24 protein-coding genes and 2 tRNA genes are annotated in these 23011 nt (G+C 42.7%); 21 read left to right on the top strand and 5 right to left on the bottom strand.

Going from position 1 to position 23011, the window contains the following annotated elements; translation table 11 throughout:
• Positions 1-2 precede the first annotated feature (2 nt).
• The 8 genes from mutL (at position 3) to JF50_RS24095 (ending at position 8862) form a co-directional block, all read left to right on the top strand.
• Positions 3-1910 (top strand): DNA mismatch repair endonuclease MutL, encoded by a 1908-nt coding sequence (gene mutL / locus JF50_RS24130; RefSeq protein WP_039611823.1) that lies wholly within the window; start codon positions 3-5, stop codon positions 1908-1910.
• 28 nt (positions 1911-1938) lie between these two features.
• A complete protein-coding gene (gene miaA / locus JF50_RS24125; protein ID WP_039611822.1) occupies positions 1939-2829 on the top strand; it encodes a tRNA (adenosine(37)-N6)-dimethylallyltransferase MiaA in 891 nt (296 codons plus the stop codon).
• 77 nt (positions 2830-2906) lie between these two features.
• A complete protein-coding gene (gene hfq / locus JF50_RS24120) occupies positions 2907-3170 on the top strand; it encodes an RNA chaperone Hfq (RefSeq protein ID WP_039611821.1) in 264 nt (87 codons plus the stop codon).
• A gap of 21 nt (positions 3171-3191) precedes the next feature.
• Entirely contained in the window at positions 3192-4481 is a 1290-nt protein-coding gene (hflX, locus tag JF50_RS24115; RefSeq protein ID WP_039611820.1) for a ribosome rescue GTPase HflX, read from the top strand.
• Between the two features lie 91 nt (positions 4482-4572).
• The gene (gene hflK / locus JF50_RS24110) at positions 4573-5736 is read left to right on the top strand and encodes an FtsH protease activity modulator HflK (RefSeq protein ID WP_039611819.1); all 1164 of its coding nucleotides are present in this window, start codon (positions 4573-4575) and stop codon (positions 5734-5736) included.
• A 3-nt stretch (positions 5737-5739) separates the two neighbouring features.
• Positions 5740-6618: a protease modulator HflC gene (gene hflC, locus JF50_RS24105; RefSeq protein ID WP_039611818.1), complete on the top strand. Its 879-nt coding sequence runs from the start codon at positions 5740-5742 to the stop codon at positions 6616-6618.
• Positions 6619-6803: 185 nt separating this feature from the next.
• Complete coding sequence (locus tag JF50_RS24100; protein ID WP_039611817.1) at positions 6804-8120, top strand: adenylosuccinate synthase; 1317 nt, start codon at positions 6804-6806, stop codon at positions 8118-8120.
• Positions 8121-8238: 118 nt separating this feature from the next.
• Positions 8239-8862 (top strand): tetratricopeptide repeat protein, encoded by a 624-nt coding sequence (locus JF50_RS24095; RefSeq protein WP_039611816.1) that lies wholly within the window; start codon positions 8239-8241, stop codon positions 8860-8862.
• A gap of 9 nt (positions 8863-8871) precedes the next feature.
• Here JF50_RS24095 and JF50_RS24090 read toward each other — a convergent pair whose 3' ends face one another.
• A complete protein-coding gene (locus tag JF50_RS24090; RefSeq protein WP_039611815.1) occupies positions 8872-10728 on the bottom strand; it encodes a cation:proton antiporter in 1857 nt (618 codons plus the stop codon).
• Positions 10729-10997: 269 nt separating this feature from the next.
• On the opposite strand from JF50_RS24090, the gene JF50_RS24085 reads away from it, so the two are divergent.
• Positions 10998-12245, top strand: a complete 1248-nt coding sequence (locus JF50_RS24085; protein WP_039611814.1) for a glutamate-5-semialdehyde dehydrogenase — start codon at positions 10998-11000, stop codon at positions 12243-12245.
• Between the two features lie 5 nt (positions 12246-12250).
• Here the strand turns inward: JF50_RS24085 and JF50_RS24080 are convergent.
• Together JF50_RS24080 and JF50_RS24075 are read right to left on the bottom strand one after the other, a co-directional pair.
• Positions 12251-12326, bottom strand: a tRNA-Ala gene (locus JF50_RS24080).
• Positions 12327-12355: 29 nt separating this feature from the next.
• Positions 12356-12431, bottom strand: a tRNA-Ala gene (locus tag JF50_RS24075).
• A 109-nt stretch (positions 12432-12540) separates the two neighbouring features.
• On the opposite strand from JF50_RS24075, the gene JF50_RS24070 reads away from it, so the two are divergent.
• Both JF50_RS24070 and JF50_RS24065 read left to right on the top strand, forming a co-directional pair.
• Positions 12541-12942, top strand: a complete 402-nt coding sequence (locus JF50_RS24070; RefSeq protein ID WP_039611813.1) for a hypothetical protein — start codon at positions 12541-12543, stop codon at positions 12940-12942.
• Positions 12942-13442 carry a prolyl-tRNA synthetase associated domain-containing protein gene (locus JF50_RS24065; RefSeq protein ID WP_039612182.1) on the top strand — a complete coding sequence of 167 codons (501 nt, stop codon included), beginning with the start codon at positions 12942-12944 and terminating at the stop codon, positions 13440-13442. Before JF50_RS24070 ends, JF50_RS24065 begins: the two co-directional genes overlap by 1 nt.
• Here JF50_RS24065 and JF50_RS24060 read toward each other — a convergent pair.
• Positions 13406-14557: an MFS transporter gene (locus JF50_RS24060; protein ID WP_039611812.1), complete on the bottom strand. Its 1152-nt coding sequence runs from the start codon at positions 14555-14557 to the stop codon at positions 13406-13408. The two genes, JF50_RS24065 and JF50_RS24060, sit on opposite strands and share 37 nt — an antisense overlap.
• Positions 14558-14812: 255 nt before the next feature.
• Here JF50_RS24060 and JF50_RS24055 point away from each other — a divergent pair, with 255 nt between their 5' ends.
• The 4 genes from JF50_RS24055 (at position 14813) to JF50_RS24040 (ending at position 17908) form a co-directional block, all read left to right on the top strand.
• Entirely contained in the window at positions 14813-15355 is a 543-nt protein-coding gene (locus JF50_RS24055) for a DUF2058 domain-containing protein (RefSeq protein ID WP_039611811.1), read from the top strand.
• Between the two features lie 168 nt (positions 15356-15523).
• Entirely contained in the window at positions 15524-15799 is a 276-nt protein-coding gene (locus JF50_RS24050) for a c-type cytochrome (protein ID WP_235423523.1), read from the top strand.
• Positions 15800-15956: 157 nt separating this feature from the next.
• Complete coding sequence (locus tag JF50_RS24045) at positions 15957-16724, top strand: class II aldolase/adducin family protein (protein ID WP_039611809.1); 768 nt, start codon at positions 15957-15959, stop codon at positions 16722-16724.
• Positions 16725-16732: 8 nt separating this feature from the next.
• Positions 16733-17908 carry a mandelate racemase/muconate lactonizing enzyme family protein gene (locus JF50_RS24040; protein WP_039611808.1) on the top strand — a complete coding sequence of 392 codons (1176 nt, stop codon included), beginning with the start codon at positions 16733-16735 and terminating at the stop codon, positions 17906-17908.
• 69 nt (positions 17909-17977) lie between these two features.
• On the opposite strand, the gene suhB is transcribed toward JF50_RS24040, so the two are convergent.
• A complete protein-coding gene (suhB, locus tag JF50_RS24035) occupies positions 17978-18781 on the bottom strand; it encodes an inositol-1-monophosphatase (RefSeq protein ID WP_039611807.1) in 804 nt (267 codons plus the stop codon).
• 182 nt (positions 18782-18963) lie between these two features.
• Between suhB and trmJ the strand changes: the two genes are divergently transcribed.
• The 6 genes from trmJ (at position 18964) to hscB (ending at position 23000) form a co-directional block, all read left to right on the top strand.
• Positions 18964-19686, top strand: a complete 723-nt coding sequence (trmJ, locus tag JF50_RS24030) for a tRNA (cytosine(32)/uridine(32)-2'-O)-methyltransferase TrmJ (RefSeq protein ID WP_039611806.1) — start codon at positions 18964-18966, stop codon at positions 19684-19686.
• A 222-nt stretch (positions 19687-19908) separates the two neighbouring features.
• On the top strand, positions 19909-20400 hold the full coding sequence (iscR, locus tag JF50_RS24025; protein ID WP_039611805.1) for a Fe-S cluster assembly transcriptional regulator IscR: 492 nt from the start codon (positions 19909-19911) through the stop codon (positions 20398-20400).
• A gap of 22 nt (positions 20401-20422) precedes the next feature.
• On the top strand, positions 20423-21637 hold the full coding sequence (locus JF50_RS24020) for an IscS subfamily cysteine desulfurase (protein ID WP_039611804.1): 1215 nt from the start codon (positions 20423-20425) through the stop codon (positions 21635-21637).
• 57 nt (positions 21638-21694) lie between these two features.
• Positions 21695-22078 carry a Fe-S cluster assembly scaffold IscU gene (iscU, locus tag JF50_RS24015; RefSeq protein ID WP_039611803.1) on the top strand — a complete coding sequence of 128 codons (384 nt, stop codon included), beginning with the start codon at positions 21695-21697 and terminating at the stop codon, positions 22076-22078.
• Positions 22079-22088: 10 nt separating this feature from the next.
• Positions 22089-22412 (top strand): iron-sulfur cluster assembly protein IscA, encoded by a 324-nt coding sequence (gene iscA, locus JF50_RS24010; protein WP_039611802.1) that lies wholly within the window; start codon positions 22089-22091, stop codon positions 22410-22412.
• A gap of 63 nt (positions 22413-22475) precedes the next feature.
• On the top strand, positions 22476-23000 hold the full coding sequence (hscB, locus tag JF50_RS24005; RefSeq protein ID WP_039611801.1) for a co-chaperone HscB: 525 nt from the start codon (positions 22476-22478) through the stop codon (positions 22998-23000).
• Positions 23001-23011 lie beyond the last annotated feature (11 nt).

Here is a 23011-nt window from a genome sequence, read left to right as displayed (position 1 = left end):
AGATGGCAATTGAGATTTTACCAGCAAGGCTGGCTAACCAAATAGCGGCAGGTGAAGTGGTAGAGCGTCCAGCTTCAGTTGTTAAGGAGTTGGTAGAAAACAGCATTGATGCTGGCGCTACTCGGATCCAAGTCGACATTGAGCGCGGTGGACACAAGCTAATTCGTATCCGCGATAATGGTTCTGGTATTTATAAGGACGAGCTTGCGCTGGCGCTATCTCGGCATGCCACCAGTAAACTTAAAAACTTGGATGATTTGGAAGCCATTGCTTCTTTGGGCTTTAGGGGAGAAGCTTTGGCTTCAATTAGCTCGGTGTCTAGACTGACATTAAGTTCAAAGCCGGAGTCTCAAGATACTGCTTGGCAAGCATGCGCTGAAGGGCGAGATATGGCTGTGCAAGTGCAGCCGACAGCGCATCCCAACGGTACCACAATTGAAGTTAAAGACTTATTTTTTAATACCCCAGCGCGCAGAAAGTTTTTGCGCACGGAGAAAACCGAGTTTAGTCATATTGATGAATTGGTAAAGCGCATTGCATTGAGTCGTTTTGATATCGCGATAACGTTGACGCACAATCAAAAAGTTGTACGTCAATATCGAGCGAAGCAAGATCCTCGCAGTATTGAGCGTGTAGCGCAAGTTGCAGGCAGAGTATTTCAGCGTGAAGCTAGTTTTATTGAATCTGGCTATGAGGGATTAGAGCTATACGGATGGGTATTACCGCTTGGCAGTAATACTCAACCACAATATACCTATGTCAATGGCCGAATGATGCGTGACAAGTTGATCTTGCATGCCATTCGACAGGCCTTTGAAGAAGCGACAGGCAGTCAAGAAACGCCCGGGTTTGTGATTTATTTAGAGCTAGATCCAAGGCAAGTTGATGTCAATGTTCACCCTGCAAAACATGAAGTGAGATTTCACCAAGCTCGTTTGGTCCATGATTTTATTGTGCAAGCAGTGAAACAAGTTGTGGATCCCTGTAATTCAGTAATGCCTTATTCAGAAGAGGGGGGTCAATTAGAGTCGAGCCTAGCTGTGAGTGAACCGGACATTGAGCCGTTGCTAGCGCAGCAGCATCAGTCCTATCGAACACCTCTTCGACAAGCGCCCACAAGATCGGCGCCTTCGGCAAGCTCGACATCACTGAGCTCCAGAAACGAGAACGGTTTTGGCAGCAACGCTAGTCGCTCATACCAATCAGCGCCTCGCCATGATGGTTTAGGTTCAGCCACAGGTCAGACAAAACAAGTTAATGTGAATCAGCTTTATCAAGCTTTCACAACTGAATCTGATAACCGTCCTGTTGAGGGTGCGATTCAAGTTCAAAGCGTTGAACACACTGATGTGCATGTGGATCAACGTGTTGAACAAGCAGCTTGGATGGCGCTGCCTGATGGGGCTGTACTATTGCAAAGTGCAGAAAATTTAATGGTTGGGCATACTCGCGACGGTTTATCCACATTATGGTTAGAACAAATCGAAACAGATGGCACATTGTTGGGCAAAGCACTGTTGCTGCCTGTGAGAGTGAATCAGTCTCAGCAAGAGTCTGAGGCAATCAATAATGTAAACTCATGGCTGACCTTACTTGGCTTTGATTTAACGTTTTCAGGGACCCATATCATGGTAAAAAAGGTGCCTGTGAGCTTGTATAGTGTAGATGTAGGACAATGTGTTTCACGATTAGTTGAGACGTGTCAGACCAACAACAATAATATGGATACACTCAATTTTTGGGTTGATTGGTTGTTGAAAAATACACCAAAGGGGTACTTTGGTTCACAACATTTCGTGAAAGCACGTGAAAAAATGCTAAAAAAACAAAAAAGCAGAGCAGCAATTATGGCAAAAGCCGTTAAAATAGAGCCAAGTTATATTTTAGATTTATTACCAAAAGGGTATTAGTTTGCAGAATAAACCCGTCATTACGCTAATGGGGCCAACCGCAGCAGGAAAAACAGCACTGGCCATAGAGCTATGTAAGCATTTAGATACTGAAATTATCAGTGTGGACTCTGCACTAGTATACAAAGGTATGGATGTGGGCACAGCTAAACCGGAGGCTAATGAGCTTGCACAGGCGCCACATCACTTAATCGATTTGATCGACCCGCGAGAAAGTTACTCTGTTGCTGATTTTCGTCGTGATGCCATCGAACTCATTGATAAGTTTCATGCACAGGGGAAAGTCCCTGTGTTGGTCGGTGGCACTATGATGTACTTTAAAGGACTCATTGAAGGGTTATCTCCTTTACCTGAAGCCTCTGAAGTGGTGCGTGCCCAGCTTGAAAAAGAAGCGACAGAAAAAGGGTGGCAGGCCCTTCATGCTGAGTTGACTCAGATCGATCCAGATGCAGCTGCAAAAATATCGGAAAATGATTCACAGCGGATAAATCGCGCACTGGAAGTATATCGTATAACAGGAAAGCCCATGTCGTTATTGCAAAAGCAAAAACAACCTGAGCTACCTTACACCTTTCATCAATTTGCCATTGCGCCAAATGATCGTAAAATACTGCACGAGCGAATTGAGAAAAGATTTAAAATAATGCTCGAACAAGGGTTTAAAAACGAAGTTTTGGCCTTATATAATCGAGATGATTTACATCCTGATTTGCCGTCCATCCGTTGTGTCGGATATCGACAAATGTGGGAGCATTTGAGCGGTGAATGCGATTACGATGAAATGGTATTCAGAGGTATTGCCGCTACCAGACAACTTGCAAAGCGACAGTTGACCTGGCTTCGTAGTTGGCCAAATGTAACTTGGCTAGAGACCGGAGAGCAAGAAAACTTGCAACGAATTTTAAGTTCGCTAAGCTAATAGTAGTTGAACCATTAATTTGTTTTGATTTATTCAACTAACTCAACATAATAACACCTAGAACGAAGGATAAGAAAATGGCAAAAGGCCAATCGTTACAAGACCCGTTTTTGAATGTCTTGCGTCGTGAGCGCATTCCAGTTTCAATTTTTTTAGTTAACGGCATCAAATTACAAGGCAAAATCCAGTCTTTTGACCAATTTGTAATTTTACTTGAAAATACTGTGAACCAAATGGTTTACAAACATGCTATCTCAACCGTTGTTCCTGCTAGAGCTGTAAATTTCCAAAATACACAAGGAAATGAAGGCGCAGAACAAAACGAAGATGGAAATTTTTAATAGATATTAGGAGCATATTGCTTGTTTGACCGTTATGAAGCCGGCGAACAGGCAGTCTTAGTGCACATAGAGTTTCCTAATGAAGGAGATCGTGAAGATCTGCAAGAATTGGAAATGCTAGTATCTTCTGCTGGTGTTAATAGCGTGGCGGTTGTGCAAGGCAGCCGTCAAGCACCTCACCCCAAACTATTTGTTGGTACCGGTAAAGCAGAAGAAATTGCCGAGATTGTCAGAACTTATAAAGCAGACGTCATTATATTTAATCACCAACTAAGTCCTTCTCAAGAACGAAATTTAGAGCATATTTGTCGATGTCGTGTGCTAGATAGAACGACGCTGATTTTAGATATCTTCGCGCAGCGCGCGAGGACGCATGAAGGTAAGTTGCAAGTTGAGTTAGCTCAGCTTAGGCATATTTCAACGCGTTTGATCAGAGGATGGACACACTTAGAAAGGCAAAAAGGTGGTATTGGTTTACGTGGTCCCGGTGAAACACAGCTAGAAACAGACCGTCGATTACTCAGAGAGAGAATTAAGAGTATTCGAAAGCGGCTTGATAAAGTCGCTGTTGTTCGAGAGCAAGGCCGCAGAGCGAGAAGCCGTAACGAAATACCAACAGTGTCGTTAGTTGGCTATACCAATGCGGGTAAGTCCACGCTGTTCAACCGAATTACGAACTCTGACGTCTATGCGGCAGATCAGCTATTCGCAACGCTGGATCCAACGTTACGAAAACTCGAAATAGCCGATGTTGGCCCTGTTATTTTAGCTGATACTGTAGGTTTTATAAGGCATTTACCTCATGACCTAGTTGCGGCGTTTAAAGCAACATTAACTGAAACACGAGAAGCCGATTTACAGCTTCATGTTGTTGATGTGGCAGATCAGAGAAGAAAAGAAAACATAGAACAGGTACAATCGGTTTTAGAAGAAATTGAAGCTGACGAGATCCCTCAACTATTGGTCTACAACAAGATAGATTTAGTTGAAGAGATACAGCCAAAGATCGATCGAGATGAAAACGGCGTACCAATTAGAGTATGGCTTTCTGCTCAGGCAAATACAGGTGTAGAGCTGCTATCTCAGGCAATTTCTGAGTTACTTGCTAAGAAAATGTTTTGCAATCAGTTGGTTGTGCCACCTGCTTTTGGCAAGTTGCGCGGCGCATTGTTCAATCTGAATGCTGTGTGTGATGAAAGTTATGATGAGCAAGGTAATTGGCTGCTTGATGTACGATTACCACAAGCAGATTGGGAGCGCCTGAAAAAAGAACAAGGGCCGGAAATAGAACGGTTTATTGCTCAAGATTGAAAAAAATACTAATTCGACCTAATTCGCTATAAGAATTCGGTAAATTTTGTTAGATTTAATTTAATTCATTTTATAACAATGGAGTATAGCTATGGCCTGGAACGAACCGGGTAATAATGGCAATGATAACGACCCGTGGAAAAATCGCGGTGGACGAGATCAAGGGCCACCAGATCTGGACGAAGTATTCCGCAAGTTTAACAACAAGTTCGGTGGGATATTTGGCGGCAAGCCAGGAAATAATAAAAACGGGCTTGGTGGTGCAGGGATCACCTTCATCTTCATCATTGCTTTAATTGTGTGGGCACTCAGTGGTATTTACACGGTTAAAGAAGCTGAACGAGGTATTGTACTTCAGTTTGGGCAGTTCGACCGTATTGCGGAGCCTGGTTTACGCTGGAAAATGACTTTCATTGAGCGTGTGATCCCAATTGATATTGAAGCTGTTCGTTCATTATCGGCATCGGGCTTCATGCTAACTGAAGATGAAAACGTGGTTAGCGTCGAGTTTGAAGTTCAGTACCGTGTCGTTGACCCGACTTTATATCGCTTTAGTGTAACTGACGCTGATCACAGTCTGCAACAAGCATTAGATAGTGCACTACGTTATGTTGTAGGTCACTCGCGTATGGACCAAGTTTTGACAACAGGCCGTGAGCTTGTGCGTCAACGTACTTGGGACGAACTTAATGAAATCATTGAGCCGTACAACCTTGGCTTAATCGTCACAGACGTTAACTTTAAAGATTCTCGTCCTCCTGCAGAAGTTAAGGATGCGTTTGATGATGCGATTGCAGCACAAGAAGATGAGCAACGTTTTATTCGTGAAGCAGAAGCTTATGCCAGAGAGATTGAACCAAGAGCACGTGGTCGAGTGACACGTATGACTCAAGAGGCTGAAGGTTATAAAGAACGTATTATCTTGGAAGCGCAAGGTGAGGTGGCTCGTTTTGAAAAGCTATTACCTGAATATGCAGCAGCAAAGCAAGTAACTCGTGAGCGTTTATACATTGAGACGATGGAAGAAATCTTAGGCCGTAGTTCTAAGGTTATTGTTGATGTGAAAGGCGGCAATAACATGATGTACTTGCCACTTGATAAGATCATGCAGCAATCTCAATCGTCTTCACCTGTTACTCTGCCGAGTCGAAATGACATTAACCAGTTACGTCAAACGCTGGGTCAGTCTCAAAATAGCAGTGTGAATAGTAGCAGTGACAGATTTTCACAAGATCGTTTTAACAGCGGGAGATAATTGATGAGAAATTTTGGTTTTATCTTTTTGATACTTCTCGCCCTGTTAGGGTTCTCTTCAGTCTTTGTCGTGACTGAAGGACAAAGAGCGATTGTATTATTATTCAGTAAGGTTCAAAAAGACAGCTCAGATAATGCGGTCGTGTACGAACCAGGTTTACACCTTAAAGTGCCGTTCTTTAGCCAAGTTCGTCACTTAGATGCGCGTATTCAAACGCTCGATGGCGCGCCGGATCGCTTTGTAACAAGTGAGAAAAAAGACCTTATCGTTGACTCTTATGTAAAGTGGCGCGTAAGTGACTTCTCTAACTATTACTTGCGTGCACGTGGTGATAAGCAATATGCAGAAACACTACTTAAGCAGAAAGTAAACAACGGCCTAAGAACAAACTTTGGTTCTCGCACAATCAAAGAGATTGTATCGGGTGAACGTAGTGAGCTGATGGCAGAAGCGCTTGTTCAGGCGTCTGAGAGTGCACAAGAGCTAGGTATTGAAGTACTGGATGTACGTGTGAAGCAGATTAACTTACCTAACGAAGTAAGTAACTCTATTTTCCAACGTATGCGTGCTGAGCGTACCGCAGTGGCTAAAGAGCATCGCTCTGAAGGTCAAGAGAAGGCTGAGACAATCCGTGCAGAAGTTGACCGCCGTGTAACGGTTATGCTTGCAGATGCTGAGCGTAATGCGCGTACAGTACGAGGTGAAGGTGACGCTGAAGCGGCAAATATTTATGCGCTAGCATATAACAAAGATCCTGAGTTTTTCGGTTTTATGCGCTCTTTAGAAGCATATAAGAAAACTTTCACAAGCAAAAGTGACGTGATGGTACTTTCTCCGGACAGTGAGTTCTTTGACTACATGAAGCAAAAAGACAGCAAGTAGCCTTTTCGCTTACCATGTCATTTAAATGAAATAAAAAGCCCGCATTATGACGGGCTTTTTTGTATTTATTTCAAACGGTTTTATCTAATATCAAAATGACTGAAGAAAAATCATTCGAAACAGGGTGATTTTCACCTCCCTTTTCTGGTAAAATCTGCGCCTAATTTTTTCTAAGTGATATTGCAATGGGTAAAAACGTCGTTGTATTAGGCACCCAATGGGGTGACGAAGGTAAAGGTAAGGTTGTAGACTTACTTACGGATAAGGCTTCTTTAGTTGTACGCTATCAAGGCGGACACAACGCAGGCCATACTTTGGTAATTAATGGTGAGAAAACTGTATTACACCTAATTCCATCAGGTATTTTACGTGATAACGTAAAGTGTGTGATTGGTAACGGCGTAGTATTGGCACCAGATGCGTTAATGCGAGAAGTGAAAATGCTTGAAGAGCGTGGCGTACCTGTGCGTGAACGTCTACTTATCAGTGAAGCATGTCCTCTAATTCTTCCTTACCATGTTGCGCTAGACCAAGCGCGTGAACTGGCACGTGGCAACAAAGCTATCGGTACAACTGGTCGTGGTATCGGTCCAGCTTATGAAGATAAAGTTGCACGTCGCGGCCTTCGTGTTGGCGACCTATTCAATCCAGAGCAATTCGCTGCGAAGCTTAAAGAAGTTATTGAATACCACAACTTCTCATTAGAGCACTATTACAAAGTTGAGCCTGTTGATTTCCAGAAGACCTATGATGATGCGATGGAAATTGCAGAGATCCTTAAGGCAATGGTTGTTGATGTTACTGAGCTACTTGACCAGACTCGCGAAAAAGGTGACAACATCTTATTCGAAGGCGCACAAGGTACATTGCTTGATATCGACCACGGTACTTACCCGTATGTTACATCTTCGAACACGACGGCAGGTGGTGTAGCAACAGGTGCTGGTTTTGGTCCTCTGAACCTAGACTATGTACTAGGTATTGTAAAAGCCTACACAACACGTGTTGGTTCAGGTCCTTTCCCTACAGAGCTTTACGACGGTGTAGATAAGCAAGATCCAGTTGGTAAGCACTTAGGTGAAAAAGGTCACGAGTTTGGTGCAACGACAGGTCGTTTGCGTCGTACTGGTTGGTTTGATGCAGTTGCTATGCGTCGTGCAGTCCAAATCAATAGCATCACAGGCTTCTGCTTAACAAAGCTAGATGTACTTGATGGCGTTGAGACAATTAAGATTTGTACGGGCTACCAGCTTGAAGATGGCACAGTGACTAACGTGACGCCATTGGCTGCTGAAGGTTACGAGAAAGTGACACCTGTATATGAAGAAATGCCAGGCTGGAGCGAAAATACGTTCGGTGCAACATCTGTTGAACAGCTTCCAGAAGCTGCGATCAACTACATTAAACGCTTAGAAGAAATTACCGGTGTACCAATTGATATCATTTCAACAGGTCCTGACCGCGTAGAAACGATGATTGTTCGCAACCCATTCGGCGAATAATCAAAGTTAAGAAAAAGCTGCTCCGGCAGCTTTTTTTGTGCCAGGCGTATGCTCAGAACGAGAATTTGGTATGCTTTTTGTATTCGTATTATGAGATTCCAAATAATTGCCAAGTATTATGACTAAAACTCTTCGACTATCTTTATTGCTATTAGGCTGCTCTTTTACTGAACAACTTGTTGCAAACGAGCAAATTGAAGCGGTGCCTTTATACACGCAAGACGAGTTGATTACTTTAATCAACAATAATAAACATTTACAGCGAGTAAAAGACGACGATTGCCAGTTAGTCCAAGATATTGAAGCGCGAGCGGAGATAATGGGCTTACCTTCCTATCAATTCTTGTATGGTGACATGTTAGCGTATGCTGTATGTGTTGAGCGTGATGTTGAGTTAGGTTTGTATTATATGCGTCAAGCTGCACAGCAAGGTTTAGCCGCAGCACTTGAGCAATTGGGCAGATATTATGATGTCGGTCAGCTTGTGCAAGCAGATAAGTCTATGGCTATTGTGTATTTACGAGAAGCCGCAGCATTAGGTAACTTAAACGCTCAGCTGCGTTTAGTCGGTTTATTTAATCAAGGGTTTGGCAGTCCTAGGGATTACGAAGATGCATATCGTTGGCTATTTCATGCGGTTGTTGCTGATAAAGAAATACATAAACAAATAGAAATATCATTGGCCAAGCTGGCCCAAAAAATGCCCGAGAGTGTTATCAAACGGGCAAGAATGCTGAATTAGGTTATGTGTTTAGCTATTGAGCTTTTCTCCAATAGATGTTTCTTTGTTCGTTGTATCCTTTAAGATGGACATTTTTGGGGGTTGGAGAGCCAAAATTCTGTCACCCTGTTCCGGCAGCTTTTTATCTTCTGATGTAAAAGGCCTGATAGAAAGTGGATCGTCCTCTTTTTTCTGCTCAGAAATAATAAAAAGAGGGATAGCCTCTTTATTCACCTCTAAATATTGCGCCCAATTAAACTCCTCTGACAATCGAGTTGCACTGACTTTACCACCTTTTGCCATTAAACTGCTGAGTTTGGCGTAGTTGCCGGTATCTCCGAACAATATTTGACGAGATAAAAAAGTCGCACTGTCTTTATTGGCTTTGGCATGGTTAGTTGAAGATTTTAATGAGTACACACTCTGCTCATCAAGTAGGTGAGAGAAGTATTGCACGCCTAATGCGTTATGGTGTCTGTTGGGTGATAACGCCAATACAGAGTGAAGGCTAGTCAGGGGCAAGTAGCGCTCAGCATGCTCTGATTGCGGGTTGCCGTAATAGCATGGCAGGCCATCCATTCTCGCCATTTTGCAGTTTTCCCACGCTGGGTCTGATAAATAGACATCGATATTTTGCTCTTTTAAACCACATGCAATCGCTCTGGCTACATGATTGGCCCCAATAATAAGTAACGTACTTGGACTGGGTTGCCTTACGCCAAGTAAACGCGCAAGTGGTGTTGCTGTGAGACTTTGTAGAATGACGGTGACTATGATGACGGTAAAAATTAAAGGCACGATCTGTGCTGCATCTGGATGTCCTGATTGTGCCATACTGAGTGCGAAGACAGAGCCCACTGCGGCAGCCACGATACCGCGAGGCGCAATCCAAGCCAACATGAGTCGTGATTTAAATGGAATATCGCTATTGAATGTCGATACCGCAATACTCAATGGTCTTGCAACAAACAGTACCACGGCTAAAAACCAAAAAATGCCACTGTCGAGCATCATTAGCTCTTCAAGTTGTAAGCGTGCCGCAAGTAAAATGAACAAGCTAGAGATCAATATCATTGATAAGTCTTCTTTAAACTCAAGTACTGCATCAATTTCTAAATCATCTTGATTGGCAAGCCATATACCAAAAATAGTGACTGCAAGTAGGCCAGATTCGTGACTTAAATGATTTGAAAGTGTAAAGCTCATCAGTACCAAAGCCAATATGCCAAACTTGTGTAATTCAAAAGGCAGCCACTCTTTTCGAATAATAAAACTGGTAAACCAGCCAGCGATAATACCGACACTGAGGCCTACGCCGAGAGTGGACAGCAATGCCATTAGGGTATGGCTAAATACGCCATCTTTATCGACTAAGCTAACGGCTTCAAATACCAAAACTGCGAATAGAGCGCCAATGGGGTCGATGACGATACCTTCCCAGCGTAAAATTCTGTCGATATCTTTCGTTGGACGCATAGCATTTAGCATTGGGGCAATCACAGTGGGTCCTGTGACAACTAATACTGCACCGAGTACAGCCGCTACCGGCCAATCCAGTTCCAATACATAGATAGCACTGGCTGTAATGATGATAAATGTGGTGAGCATGCCGATTGAGCAGAGGTTTCTAACGACCTTTCCAATCCCTTTTAGCTCACGAAAATGCAGGGTTAAGGAGCCCTCAAATAGAATGATGGCCACAGATAAAGAGACGACGGGAAAGAGCAAGTCTCCAAGTAACTGATCAGGGTCTAATACGCCCGAAACCGGCCCCAGTAATAAGCCTGTCAATAATAAAAATAAGATTGCAGGTACTTTAGCAACCCATGCTAGCCATTGGGCAAATACAGAAAATATGGCAATCGCGGCAATATAGATAGCCGACATAAACTCTCCAGCTTAGTTAGCTCATTGAATATTAGTATAGTGTTAGCCTCGTTATATCATAGTAAATAAGTCAAAAAAGAGAATAAGCTGTTAAAAGTTGGTTGTTTTTTCACTTTTTTGCGATGGGTTTGATAGTAGCCAAAACACAGGGTGGGCCGTTATTTAAGCAATATTCACTTTACCCAAAGCTTTGAACATGCGTATTATCACTACGGGTGTGATGGGGTTTAAACATCTACACTCAAGTGTCAGGAATGAGGGGAGATAGAATGACGTTAATCACAAATTTAGCAAAAAATGCTGCGAGTGCTGCGAAAAAACTCGCGATTTTGGATACTGAACAGAAAAATACCATATTGAAAGCAATGGCTGCCGCCATTAGAGCGAGTAAGAATGAAATTCAACAAGCCAATGAATTAGACTTGCAAGCGGCCAACGACAATAACTTGTCTGCAGCTATGATAGACCGCCTAACGTTAACACAGAGTCGCATTGAAGATATGGCCTCAGGATTGGAGGAGGTTGCAGTTTTACCGGATCCTGTGGGAGAAAGAAGAGCGCTAGGTAAACAACCTAGCGGCATAGAAGTACAGAAAATACGCGTACCACTTGGCGTTATTTGTATGATTTATGAAGCAAGACCAAATGTGACCGCTGATGCGGGTGCTCTGTGTTTTAAGTCGGGTAATGGCGTGATTTTACGCGGTGGTAAAGAAGCGTTAAATAGCTCTCTCGCGATTGCGCAAGTAATGCATAAGGTGCTTGATGAATACCATTTACCTAAAGAACTGATCACGGTTGTACCAGATCCGGATAGAGCCCTGTTGCTAGAATTGATGCAGCAAAAAGAGTATGTTGATTTGGTGATACCACGCGGTGGTGAAGGACTAATTGAGTTTGTAACGGAACATAGTTCTATTCCTGTGATTCAACACTTTAAAGGCGTGTGTCATTTATATGTTGATAAAGACGCCGATCTTGATATGGCTGTGGCGCTTTTACTCAATGGTAAGACTCAAAGAACAGGTGTATGTAATGCACTAGAAGGGTTGTTGGTTCATCAATCTGTTGCGCAGGAGTTTTTACCAAAAGTACGCGAGGTACTTAGCCAAGCAGGAGTTCAGGTGCATGCTTGCCAGTCTTCGGCAGCTTATTTTAGTTGCGCCAATGTTTTAGACGATGATGAGTTTGGTCAAGAATATTTAGGCCTCGAAATTGCCATTCGTATCGTTGAAGATTTAGCGGGTGCATTGGCGCATATTGATCAGTTTGGCAGTCATCACACTGAAGTGATTTGCACTGATTCACAGCAAGCGGCACTGCAATTTCAGACACAAGTTGATGCATCTGTTGTGATGGTGAATGCGTCTTCTCGGTTCAGCGACGGTGGCCAGTTAGGGTTAGGTGCAGAAATTGGCATAGCAACAACAAAATTACATGCGTATGGACCGATGGGGCTTGAATCTTTAACTACTGAGAAGTACTTAGTAAATGGTTCTGGCAATATCAGAGTGTAAGAAAGTGGTGGAGCTAAGCAGGATCGAACTGCTGACCTCCTGCGTGCAAGGCAGGCGCTCTCCCAGCTGAGCTATAGCCCCACTTTCATTGGGAACGTCAAAAGAAAAATTGGTGGAGCTAAGCAGGATCGAACTGCTGACCTCCTGCGTGCAAGGCAGGCGCTCTCCCAGCTGAGCTATAGCCCCAACATGTCTTTTGGACGAGGCGAAATTTAAAGACTTTTACGCCTCGCGTCAAGTTTTTTTCTTAAAAAACTCAAAAATAAGACCAGCTTTGATACACTGAGGCAAACTTATGGATAGGAAAATTATGAGTCGTCTATTTTTATTGCTCCTGTCAACCACTTTAGTCGCCTGTAGCACTACGTCTAAACCAGACTATGAAGTTGAACAACAAACATTACACAAACGTCAGAATGCACAAGGAAAATCAGAGTTTGCGTTTATCGTGACAGTCAAACCTACACCGCAAATGGAACTTGCTAAGAACAAACCAATATCAAAAAAGGAGCTAGAAAAGTTTTCCGAGTTTAAGCGTGTGGAAGAGTCTCCAGAGTTAAAGCTTGCGCTTGAAGATCAAGCTGTGAGCTTGCTTCAACAAGCATTAAAAAAAGATGGATATTGTCGCGCTGGTTATAGCATTGAGAACGTTTATTGGCGTCAGAGGAGTGTGCAGTTACGAGGATATTGTTTGTGATTTTATCTGACGTCCAAACTCTGGCAGACCATCTAGCTAATTTACATATCAATTACTTAAGCTATGAACATGCGCCTTTAGCAAACTGCTCTGTTGCGAAAGAGATAGGGTTAGAACGAGCGGGAACAGGTCTTAAAAACTTATTTTTAAGAGACAATTACGGGAAGCAACACTTTCTAATTATCACGTTGGCCGAAAAGCAGCTTGATTTAAAAGCGCTCTCGAAGCAACAAGGTATATCTCGGTTGGGCTTTTGTTCCAGTGAGCGGTTGGAAAAGTACCTAAAAGTAAAGCCTGGTTGTGTATCAGCGCTGGCAACTTTTAATGATGATAGTAATCAAGTTCAACTTTGGTTAGATAGTGAGCTGATGGATAAGAAGCAATGGCAATGCCATCCTTTTGAGAATGATAAAACGTGGGTCCTACAGCTCGAGGACTTAAAAGTCTTCTGGGCACATAGCGGTCACACACCTATCTGGGTCACTTTACCTGAACGTTGATTGAGTATGGCCAAATACCCTCCAATAGAACATACAAGTAATAAACTCAATAAGAAAAAGTGCATACCATAGGTTTGATAAATCAAACCGGGCACAAATGTACCCAGTGCGCCTCCACTGTAGTAAAAAGAGACGTACGCACCATTTGTCACGCTACTTTGAGCCGTACTTATCTCATTTGCTAACGGGGCGGCGTTGGCGTGTATCATAAACATGCATGCACAAAAAAGTGTAAACATGGCAACAAATAAGGCTAAGTTGTGCCATTGCATCATGAGCAATGTTAATGAATATACGATAAATAAAATACTGACAATGAGCCAATTATCACGACAAAGTCGAGATAGAAAGGGGGTGCTCATGGAGATCACCGCGCCGACTAAATAGCCACTGTATATCCATGCGATAAGCGCAGGATCTTGAATTTGATACTCATTGCTTAATATAAAGGGTAGGTAATTCAGCAAGGCAGAAAAACAGAAAAACATACAAAATACCGCGCCATATAATCGCAATAGCGAGATTGACTTTAATGGTTTTAAATATGCGTGGGGCGAATTTACTTCATTGTAAGAGTCGATATTGTTGTGTGAGGGAGTGATTTTCAACGCAAGTATGATGAGTAATAATGCATTAAAGAGGTAAAAACTCTCAAACCCCCACCAAGTGCTGAAGTTTGCAGCCAAGGCCCGCCCAAAATACCCCCCTACAATGGTACTGCCAACATACCAAGTCATCTTTGTTCGCAGGTTTTCTCCTTGCCAAGTTTGGCCAATATATCCGGTCATGGACGTCAACGCTGCCGGTAGCAGTAAGCCCTCAATAAAGCGCATTATTAAGAACAACTGAAATTGTTGAACTAGGCTAATGACGAAACAACAGGCAGCCAAGGCGAGCATGGTATATTTCAGGGCGGTCAACTTACACATGCGTGCTAAAACTAATCCGTAGAATAGGGGCGCAATGGCAAGTGGCAACATGGTCACTGTCATTAATAAGCCCGCTTTAGCTGGCGCGACAGAGAAATGTTCCGCAAGCACAGCGAGTAACGGCTGAGGAGCGTAAAGTACAAAAAAAATGACAATGGAACACAGTAACAAATGAAATATGGACATGTTCTAACTTCTGAGTTGAGGCGCAATATCATTATCTCTCTTTGACGACGTTTTTGCTCTAAAAAGAAGTAAAAACTTGTTGTATATCATAATTTTCTTTTCCTAACTTGGTAGATTAGTGCGCATAGAACAAAAGTAGCGCCTTACTTTGTGTATGTATTCATGTTGTTTTGCTTCGTCTTGAGAGAAATTATTTAGAGATTTACCCAGTTTGGTATTAAAATGGCGGCAAGTATAGATTGATGGAGTGACATGATGGGTTCTTTACAGGATCAGCTGTTAAAAGCCGGTTTGACAACTGAGCACAAAATGAAAGTTGCTAAAACGGAAAAGCGCAAACAGCAAAAAAAGAAAAAGAAAAAAGGCGCAACAAGCGACCAAACGGATCTGCAAAAACATATTGAGCAGACCAAGCTTATGCAGCAGCAAAAGGCAGAAGCGCTGAATAAAGCGAAGCAAGATGAGTTGAAAGAGCGTGAGCAAGTAGCTCGTGTTAAACAAATTCTTGAGCATCATAATCAAGAAGAAATTAGAGGTGACCGTACATTCAATTTCACATACGAAAATAAAGTGAAGGAATTGGATGTTAATGAGTTGACACAGCAAGCTTTATCTAAAGGCCGCTTGGCTATTTGTGTATTAGAAAGCCAGTTCTATGTATTAGAAGACGAACCAGCAAGAAAAATTGCTGAAGTTGATGAAAAGTATATTGTTTTCCATGTAGAAGATAGTAATGACAAAAAGGATGACGATGATCCGTATGCGGATTATGAAGTCCCAGACGACTTAGTCTGGTAATTTGTTTATCTCATTTTTCTTTATTGACTCGGTTCTCTTTCTAAATCCGAATAAGTAATTGTGTAGAGCGGCTTTGGGTCGACTACACTGTTCAAATAACCGTCAAAAAAGAGAAATGATATGATGAAGATAAAGCAATTTGTGTTCGCATCGATAACGACATCAACCATGTTGATATCGGGCAATGTGGCTGCGGCAGATGGTAAGGCTTTGTACACCACTAAAATGTGTCAAACTTGCCATGGGGCGGAAGGAAAGGCACCGATCATGCCGCTATATCCCAAGGTCAATGGGCAAAGCAAAGAGTATACGTTAGCACAGATGAAAGACATTAAATCTGGTAAACGCAGTAATGGGATGTCTGCTGCAATGAAAGCCATGGTGGCAAGTGTCTCTGATGCAGAACTTGAAGCAATTGCTGAGTATCTATCAACAGTCAAATAAATGATTCAAATTTAGAATCAATATGAAAGCCACCCATGGGTGGCTTTTTAGTACCGAATTAATTTACGCAGGATCTCTTCTGTGTATTGAACTATTTTTTTTTGTGATTTAGACTTCTATACATCTAAAATCACTATGGTGAGTGTAAGGAGCCAAAATGTTCGAACTACCAGAACTAAACTTGAAAGGGAAAGTAAGCGATGAAGAGTGGAAGTTACGCGTTGACCTCGCAGCTTGCTATCGTTTGGTCGAGCATTTTCGTTGGGGTGATTTAATTTATACTCATATGTCAGCCAGGTTACCCGGTACAGATCAGTATTTGGTGAATGCATTTGGATTGAGTTTTGATGAGGTCACGGCATCCAATCTTGTTAAGGTAGACCTGCAAGGCAATATTCTTGATGACACCCCATTTGAGATTAACCCAGCAGGCTTTACAATTCACAGTGCGATTCATGAAGTTCGTGAAGATGCACATTGTGTGATTCATTTGCATACCAAAGAGACGATAGCTGTGGCGAGTCTTGAAGGTGGGTTGCAGCCTCTCAGTCAGCACAGTATGTTCTCATTACCATCTCTGTCCTATCACGGGTATGAGGGACTTGCTGTGAATGACGATGAAAGAGCTCGTCTGCAATCAGATCTCGGTGACACTAACCACATGCTCCTAGTCAACCATGGTGGTTTAACTGTGGGACCAACAATTGGCGACGCTTTTATGCGCTTTTTTGATTTACAGCGCGCGTGTGAAATTCAAGTCGCAATTATGTCGACAGGTCACCCTGCGATACCAGTACCACAACCAATTCAAGATAATATTTACAAACAAGCTAAAGTCGTGCACAGCGGCAGTACCGGCGGTCAAGTCGCTTGGCCAGCAATGCTGAGAAAAGCATATCGCTTAGATCCAGGCTTTGCCCAATAGGAGTCATAATGAAAGTAAATCGCGTCGAAGTATTTGATATACATTGTCCAGACAGACCGGCTTGGACACCTGTTTTTGTGAGAATTCACACCGATGAAGGGATTTCAGGAGTGGGTGAAGCTGGACTAGCTTACGATCTAGGTCACAGTGCAGCTGCTAGTATGATTAAAGAGATGGCAGAAGCATTCTTGATTGGCCATGACCCATTCCAAACTGAGCTTTTATGGTCTCGTATGTTGAGAGAAAGTTTTTGGGGACTGGGTGGCGGACCTGTTGTATATGCGGCGATGAGTGCGATTGACACAGCGCTTTGGGATATTAAAGGTAAGGCGTTAAAGTTACCGGTTTATCAATTGCTAGGTGGTAAAGTAAACCCAGAGCTGCGCACTTACGCATCACAGTTACAGTTTGACTGGGATGATGAATTCAAAGCACTTGTACAGCCACATGAATATGCTGAAGCCGCGCATAAAGCATTGGCTGAAGGCTATGACGCGGTGAAAGTTGACCCTATCATGTATGATAAGGATGGTAATACATATTATGATCGCACTAAGCTTATTTCTCGTGGTGAAATGAAACTGTATCGTTCACGTATGAAAGCTATTCGTGAGGCGGTTGGCGATGAAGTGGACATTATTTTTGAGTGTCACAGCTTGCCGGGGGCAACATCTGCAATTCAAATTGCAGAAATTGCAGAAGAGTTTGACTGCATGTACTACGAAGAGCCGGTGAACTACTTAAACCACTCATTGCATGCGAAGGTTGCCAACAAAACGGCTGTGCCGATTGCCGGTGGTGAGCGCTTGTATAATCGTTGGGATGTGAGACCTTACTTTGAAGATCAAAGTATTGATGTATTACAACCTGATATTGGTTTATGTGGTGGTTTTACTGAAACGAAGAAAGTATGTGACTATGCAGATATTTTTGATATCCGCATTCAAGCGCACGTATGTGGTGGCCCAGTTGCAACCGCAGCTTCATTGCATCTAGAAACGGCCATTCCTAACTTCTTAATCCATGAACACCATACTTATGCGATTAAAAAGTGGAATAGAGAGCTTTGTCTTCAAGATCCCCAGCCAGAAAAAGGCGTGTTTAAAGTCTCGGAAGAACCAGGTATTGGTATTGAGCTGAATGATGAAGTTGTGATGCGCTCACAGCGTGTAGAAATTAAATAACACGTATGATTTGTAAATAAAAAAACCCAGGCTGTGCCTGGGTTTTTTGTATTCAAAGAATGCGTTTGCTTACTTAAGCAGAGACTCTGTAAGTACAGGGCGGATCTCTTTAACAATTGCTTGGCACAATTTTGGTGCGCCACAGATGATGTTACCGCTGTTGTTGTAGTTTGCACCACCTGCAAAGTCCATTAGCATGCCGCCAGCTTCTTTTACTAAAAGCTCACCTGCCGCTGTATCCCATGGCTTAAGGCCAATTTCATAAAAGCCGTCAATACGACCAGCTGCAACATATGCCATATCTAGTGCTGCTGAACCTGCACGGCGGATATCTGCTGTGTGGATAAATAATGCTTTGAATGCTTCTGTGTATGCATCTAAGTGATGTTTTTGCTTGAATGGGAAGCCTGTTGCTAACACGCTACCTGCTAATTCGTTGCTTTTAGTAACACGAATACGCTTGTTATTTAATTGTGCACCTTGACCACGAGACGCTGTGAATAGCTCGCTGCGTACAGGATCATAGATAACAGCCTGCTCTACGCGGCCTTTAACTTTAAGTGCAATTGAAATTGCGAAATGAGGGATACCCTTGATGAAGTTCGTTGTGCCATCAAGAGGGTCGATAACCCAAAGGTAATCATTATCTTTGCCATCTGTGTGGCCAAGTTCTTCTCCAACGATTGCGTGATCAGGGTAAGATTTTAAAATAGTGTCACGGATCACACGTTCAGCTTCTGTATCAACACTGGTCACGAAGTCGTTAGTACCTTTTTGAGTCGCTTCGACTTGAGACAGATCTTCAGTTGCACGTAAGATCACTTTACCCGCGTTACGCGCAGCGCGTACCGCAATGTTTAACATTGGATGCATAGCATTACCTTTGAATTGTAAAAGAACTAAATTTTTTGAGCCGGCGTATTCTAGCGATTTTCTCGATAAAGTAAATAACTTTGCAGTAAAAATGTTGGTGTTTTTTTGTTCAAATGGTTTGGTGGTTTGATCCTGTCATCCTATGGTAAACTACGCCATTATTTTTGTCTGAGATAAATAGCATGGCATTACAAGATATTAGAATCATACTTGTGAACACTTCACACTCGGGAAATATTGGCTCAGTTGCGCGCGCAATGAAAACCATGGGCTTTTCAAAACTGTATTTAGTAGACCCTGCTTGCGAGGTGGATAGCCACGCGAGTGCACTGGCTGCCGGTGCAACAGATGTGCTTGGCGATGCTGTCACTGTAGATAAGCTTGAAGATGCTATTGCAGACTGTAGCTTAGTGATTGGCACCAGTGCGCGTTCTCGCACTTTATCTTGGCCAATGGTTGATCCAAGAGAGTGTGCGCAAAAATTAGTAACAGAGTCGAATGATGGTCCTGTTGCACTTGTGTTTGGGCGAGAAAACAGCGGCTTAACCAATGAAGAATTACAGTTGTGTAATTATCACGTCTGTATTCCAGCGAACCCAGAATATAGTTCATTGAATTTGGCAATGGCGGTACAAACACTGACATATGAAACGCGCATGACCTTCTTAGATACGCAAGATGCTAAGCCTGAAGAAGACGATACAAAGTATCCAACATCAGAGCAAATGGCATTGTTCTATGAACATCTAGAGTCAACACTGAATGATACGGGCTTTATCGTAAAGCAACACCCAGGCATGGTGATGACAAAACTAAAACGTTTGTTCAATCGAGCAAGGCCTGAAGATCAAGAGCTGAACATCTTACGTGGTATTTTGAGCTCGATTAATAAATCGACCAAATAAACCAAAATAGCAAGATTAGATACTTTCATCACAGTAATACTTGACTAAATTACTCGGGTAATTACAATGTCGATAATACCTGATTAAATTAGTCAGGTATTAAAGCAATGATACTGAGTAAGTAGTAACTTATTTTACAAGTAATGATGTCGTTAATACTTGACTATCTTAGTCAGGTAATTACAATTTGCGGCATTTGATGAAGCTAACCTAGAGGCGCGTATGAAACTGACTTCAAAAGGCAGGTATGCAGTAACTGCAATGCTAGATGTTGCGTTACATGCCAACATTGGACCTGTGCCTCTGGCAGATATTTCTGAACGTCAGGAAATATCTCTATCATATTTAGAACAATTATTCGCACGTCTTCGTAAAAATGGACTCGTGAGTTCAGTGAGAGGGCCAGGTGGTGGTTATTTACTTGGGCGCGATGCACATACGATTTCTGTTGGTGATGTGATTAATGCGGTGGACGAGTCTGTTGATGCAACTCGATGTCACGGTGAAGGCGGTGGTTGCCAAAGCGGTATGCGTTGCCTGACACACACGCTATGGTCCGATTTAAGTGTGCGAATAGAAGAATTTTTAAACAGTATTTCCCTTGCCGAGCTTGTTTCAAACTCTGATGTGCAATCAGTTGCATCACGTCAGGATAGAAACGTAAGCGATGCGATGAAGCAATTAGATAATATTCAAGTGAGTTGCCAATTATAATTGGCGTCTAGCGGAGAAAGAAATGAAATTACCGATATATTTAGATTATGCTGCAACCACGCCGGTTGATCAGCGTGTTGCAGATGAAATGATGCAATGCCTGACAATGGATGGTAACTTTGGTAATCCTGCGTCCCGTTCACACCGTTTTGGTTGGCAGGCCGAAGAACTTATTGACCAAGCGCGTAATGATATCGCTGATTTAATTAATGCTGACCCGCGCGAAATCGTATTCACATCTGGTGCGACTGAGTCAAACAACCTAGCAATTAAAGGTGCTGCGAACTTCTATCAGAAGAAAGGCAAGCACATCATTACAGTAAAAACTGAGCACAAAGCGGTTATCGACACGTGTCGTGAGCTTGAGCGTCAAGGTTTTGAAGTAACTTATATGGACGTTGAAGAAAACGGCCTGTTAGACCTGAAAAAGCTTGAAGATGAAATTCGTGAAGATACGATTCTTATTAGTGTCATGCACGTAAACAACGAGCTAGGTGTTATCCAAGACATCGCAACAATTGGTGAGATGTGTCGTGAACGTAAAATTATGTTCCACGTTGATGGTGCACAAAGCGCAGGTAAAGTAGCGATTGATATGAAGCAGCTTAAAGTTGATTTCATGTCATTCTCAGGCCACAAAGCGTATGGTCCAAAAGGTATCGGCGCATTATATGTTCGCCGTAAGCCTCGCGCACGTTTAGAAGCACAAATGCACGGCGGTGGTCATGAGCGTGGTATGCGTTCAGGTACTCTTGCGACACACCAAATTGTAGGCATGGGTTCTGCTTTTCGTATTGCAAAAGAAGATTTCGAAAAAGATTATGCACACATCAGCGCACTTCGCCAGCGTCTGATCGATGGCATCATGGATATGGAAGAAGTGTACTTTAATGGCACTGTCGACCAATCTGTACCAGGTATTGTAAACATCAGCTTTAACTATGTTGAAGGTGAGTCACTTCTGATGGCTGTAAAAGATATTGCAGTATCATCAGGTTCTGCTTGTACATCTGCAAGCCTTGAACCGTCTTATGTACTTCGTGCATTAGGCCGTAACGATGAGTTAGCACACAGCTCAATTCGTTTCAGTATTGGCCGTTTTACTACAGAAGAAGAAATTGATTACACCATCAAACTTATCAAAGACTCGATTGGTCGTTTGAGAGAAATGTCTCCTCTGTGGGAAATGTTTAAAGACGGTATTGATTTAGATTCAGTTGAATGGGCACACCATTAAACAAGACAGCTTGTATGGACTGTAGCAAGTATATAAGCGGTTAGTGAGGAAAGAGTTATGGCATATAGTGATAAAGTAATTGACCACGTGGAAAACCCACGTAACGTAGGTACGTTGGATAAAAACGACCCTAATGTAGCAACTGGTATGGTTGGCGCGCCAGCTTGTGGTGACGTGATGAAGCTACAAATTAAAGTGTCTGATGAAGGTGTTATTGAAGACGCAAAATTTAAAACATATGGCTGCGGTAGTGCAATAGCTTCATCTTCTTTGGTAACTGAGTGGGTGAAAGGTAAAACACTTGATCAAGCAGCAGAGATCAAAAACACAGACATTACTGCTGAGCTTGAACTTCCACCGGTTAAAATTCACTGCTCGATTCTTGCCGAAGACGCAATTCAAGCAGCGATTGCAGATTACAAAACCAAGCAGGCGAAGTAAGAGATAAATTATGGCAGTGACATTAACTGAAGCAGCTGCAAATCGTGTGCAGACATTCCTTGCAAACCGAGGAAAAGGTCTAGGCCTGCGAGTTGGTATTAAAACGACTGGTTGCTCAGGTCTTGCGTATGTACTCGAATTCGTTGATGAGCTTGCAGAAGGCGATGAAGTGTTCGAAGAAATGGGCGTAAAAATCATCGTTGATGCAAAAAGCTTAGTTTATATTGACGGTACTCAGCTTGATTACACCAAAGAAGGTCTTAACGAGGGGTTTAAGTTTATTAACCCGAATCAGAAAGACGAATGTGGCTGTGGTGAAAGCTTCACCGTTTAACCATCTGTAATAGATAGTTTGCTAAAGCCCTGCCTTGGTAGGGCTTTGCTGTATTAGGTCCTTATGCGATATTTTGAATTATTTAATTTACCAGTGAACTATGACGTGGATTTAACCCTGTTAAATCAGCGTTATTTAGAATTACAACGCGCAGTACACCCTGATAAGTTTGCTGGAAAAAGTGAACGTGAAAAATTAGTGGCTGTACAGAAGACATCTGAGATCAATGATGCTCTAGCTGTGTTAAAACACCCAGCTAAGCGCGCTGAGTATATGCTAAGTGAGCAAGGTGTCGACATTCGAGCTGAGCAGCAAACATTGCAAGACCCTGTATTTTTAATGCAGCAGATGGAGCTGAGGGAAGCGCTGGAAGACATTCAGCATAGCAGTGACCCTGAAGATGAAATTGATGCATTCGAGGCGCAGATTAAACAGTTAGATACACAGTATAGTGCGCAACTTGCAGAGCAGCTTGTGAGCCAAGATACTGCTGTATTAGAAGTTGCAGCTGATAATATTCGCAAGTTAAAATTCATATATAAACTACGTGAAGAGCTGTCTCGCATAGAAGATAGCCTTTTCGATTAATCTAGCGTCAC

The organism is Pseudoalteromonas luteoviolacea, from assembly GCF_000814765.1.
Taxonomy (GTDB): domain Bacteria; phylum Pseudomonadota; class Gammaproteobacteria; order Enterobacterales; family Alteromonadaceae; genus Pseudoalteromonas; species Pseudoalteromonas luteoviolacea_H.
Note: the sequence above shows the minus strand (reverse complement) of the source record. Positions and strands in the feature narration are given on the sequence as shown.

What these genes read in the sequence shown, in the direction of transcription:
- mutL (WP_039611823.1), top strand. Translation starts at nt 3, where the DNA reads ATGGCAATTGAGATTTTACCAGCAAGGCTGGCTAACCAAATAGCGGCA.
- miaA (WP_039611822.1), top strand. Translation starts at nt 1,939, where the DNA reads ATGGGGCCAACCGCAGCAGGAAAAACAGCACTGGCCATAGAGCTATGT.
- hfq (WP_039611821.1), top strand. Translation starts at nt 2,907, where the DNA reads ATGGCAAAAGGCCAATCGTTACAAGACCCGTTTTTGAATGTCTTGCGT.
- hflK (WP_039611819.1), top strand. Translation starts at nt 4,573, where the DNA reads ATGGCCTGGAACGAACCGGGTAATAATGGCAATGATAACGACCCGTGG.
- hflC (WP_039611818.1), top strand. Translation starts at nt 5,740, where the DNA reads ATGAGAAATTTTGGTTTTATCTTTTTGATACTTCTCGCCCTGTTAGGG.
- JF50_RS24100 (WP_039611817.1), top strand. Translation starts at nt 6,804, where the DNA reads ATGGGTAAAAACGTCGTTGTATTAGGCACCCAATGGGGTGACGAAGGT.
- JF50_RS24095 (WP_039611816.1), top strand. Translation starts at nt 8,239, where the DNA reads ATGACTAAAACTCTTCGACTATCTTTATTGCTATTAGGCTGCTCTTTT.
- JF50_RS24090 (WP_039611815.1), bottom strand. Translation starts at nt 10,728, where the DNA reads ATGTCGGCTATCTATATTGCCGCGATTGCCATATTTTCTGTATTTGCC.
- JF50_RS24085 (WP_039611814.1), top strand. Translation starts at nt 10,998, where the DNA reads ATGACGTTAATCACAAATTTAGCAAAAAATGCTGCGAGTGCTGCGAAA.
- JF50_RS24070 (WP_039611813.1), top strand. Translation starts at nt 12,541, where the DNA reads ATGGATAGGAAAATTATGAGTCGTCTATTTTTATTGCTCCTGTCAACC.
- JF50_RS24060 (WP_039611812.1), bottom strand. Translation starts at nt 14,557, where the DNA reads ATGTCCATATTTCATTTGTTACTGTGTTCCATTGTCATTTTTTTTGTA.
- JF50_RS24055 (WP_039611811.1), top strand. Translation starts at nt 14,813, where the DNA reads ATGGGTTCTTTACAGGATCAGCTGTTAAAAGCCGGTTTGACAACTGAG.
- JF50_RS24050 (WP_235423523.1), top strand. Translation starts at nt 15,524, where the DNA reads ATGTTGATATCGGGCAATGTGGCTGCGGCAGATGGTAAGGCTTTGTAC.
- JF50_RS24045 (WP_039611809.1), top strand. Translation starts at nt 15,957, where the DNA reads ATGTTCGAACTACCAGAACTAAACTTGAAAGGGAAAGTAAGCGATGAA.
- JF50_RS24040 (WP_039611808.1), top strand. Translation starts at nt 16,733, where the DNA reads ATGAAAGTAAATCGCGTCGAAGTATTTGATATACATTGTCCAGACAGA.
- suhB (WP_039611807.1), bottom strand. Translation starts at nt 18,781, where the DNA reads ATGCATCCAATGTTAAACATTGCGGTACGCGCTGCGCGTAACGCGGGT.
- trmJ (WP_039611806.1), top strand. Translation starts at nt 18,964, where the DNA reads ATGGCATTACAAGATATTAGAATCATACTTGTGAACACTTCACACTCG.
- iscR (WP_039611805.1), top strand. Translation starts at nt 19,909, where the DNA reads ATGAAACTGACTTCAAAAGGCAGGTATGCAGTAACTGCAATGCTAGAT.
- JF50_RS24020 (WP_039611804.1), top strand. Translation starts at nt 20,423, where the DNA reads ATGAAATTACCGATATATTTAGATTATGCTGCAACCACGCCGGTTGAT.
- iscU (WP_039611803.1), top strand. Translation starts at nt 21,695, where the DNA reads ATGGCATATAGTGATAAAGTAATTGACCACGTGGAAAACCCACGTAAC.
- iscA (WP_039611802.1), top strand. Translation starts at nt 22,089, where the DNA reads ATGGCAGTGACATTAACTGAAGCAGCTGCAAATCGTGTGCAGACATTC.
- hscB (WP_039611801.1), top strand. Translation starts at nt 22,476, where the DNA reads ATGCGATATTTTGAATTATTTAATTTACCAGTGAACTATGACGTGGAT.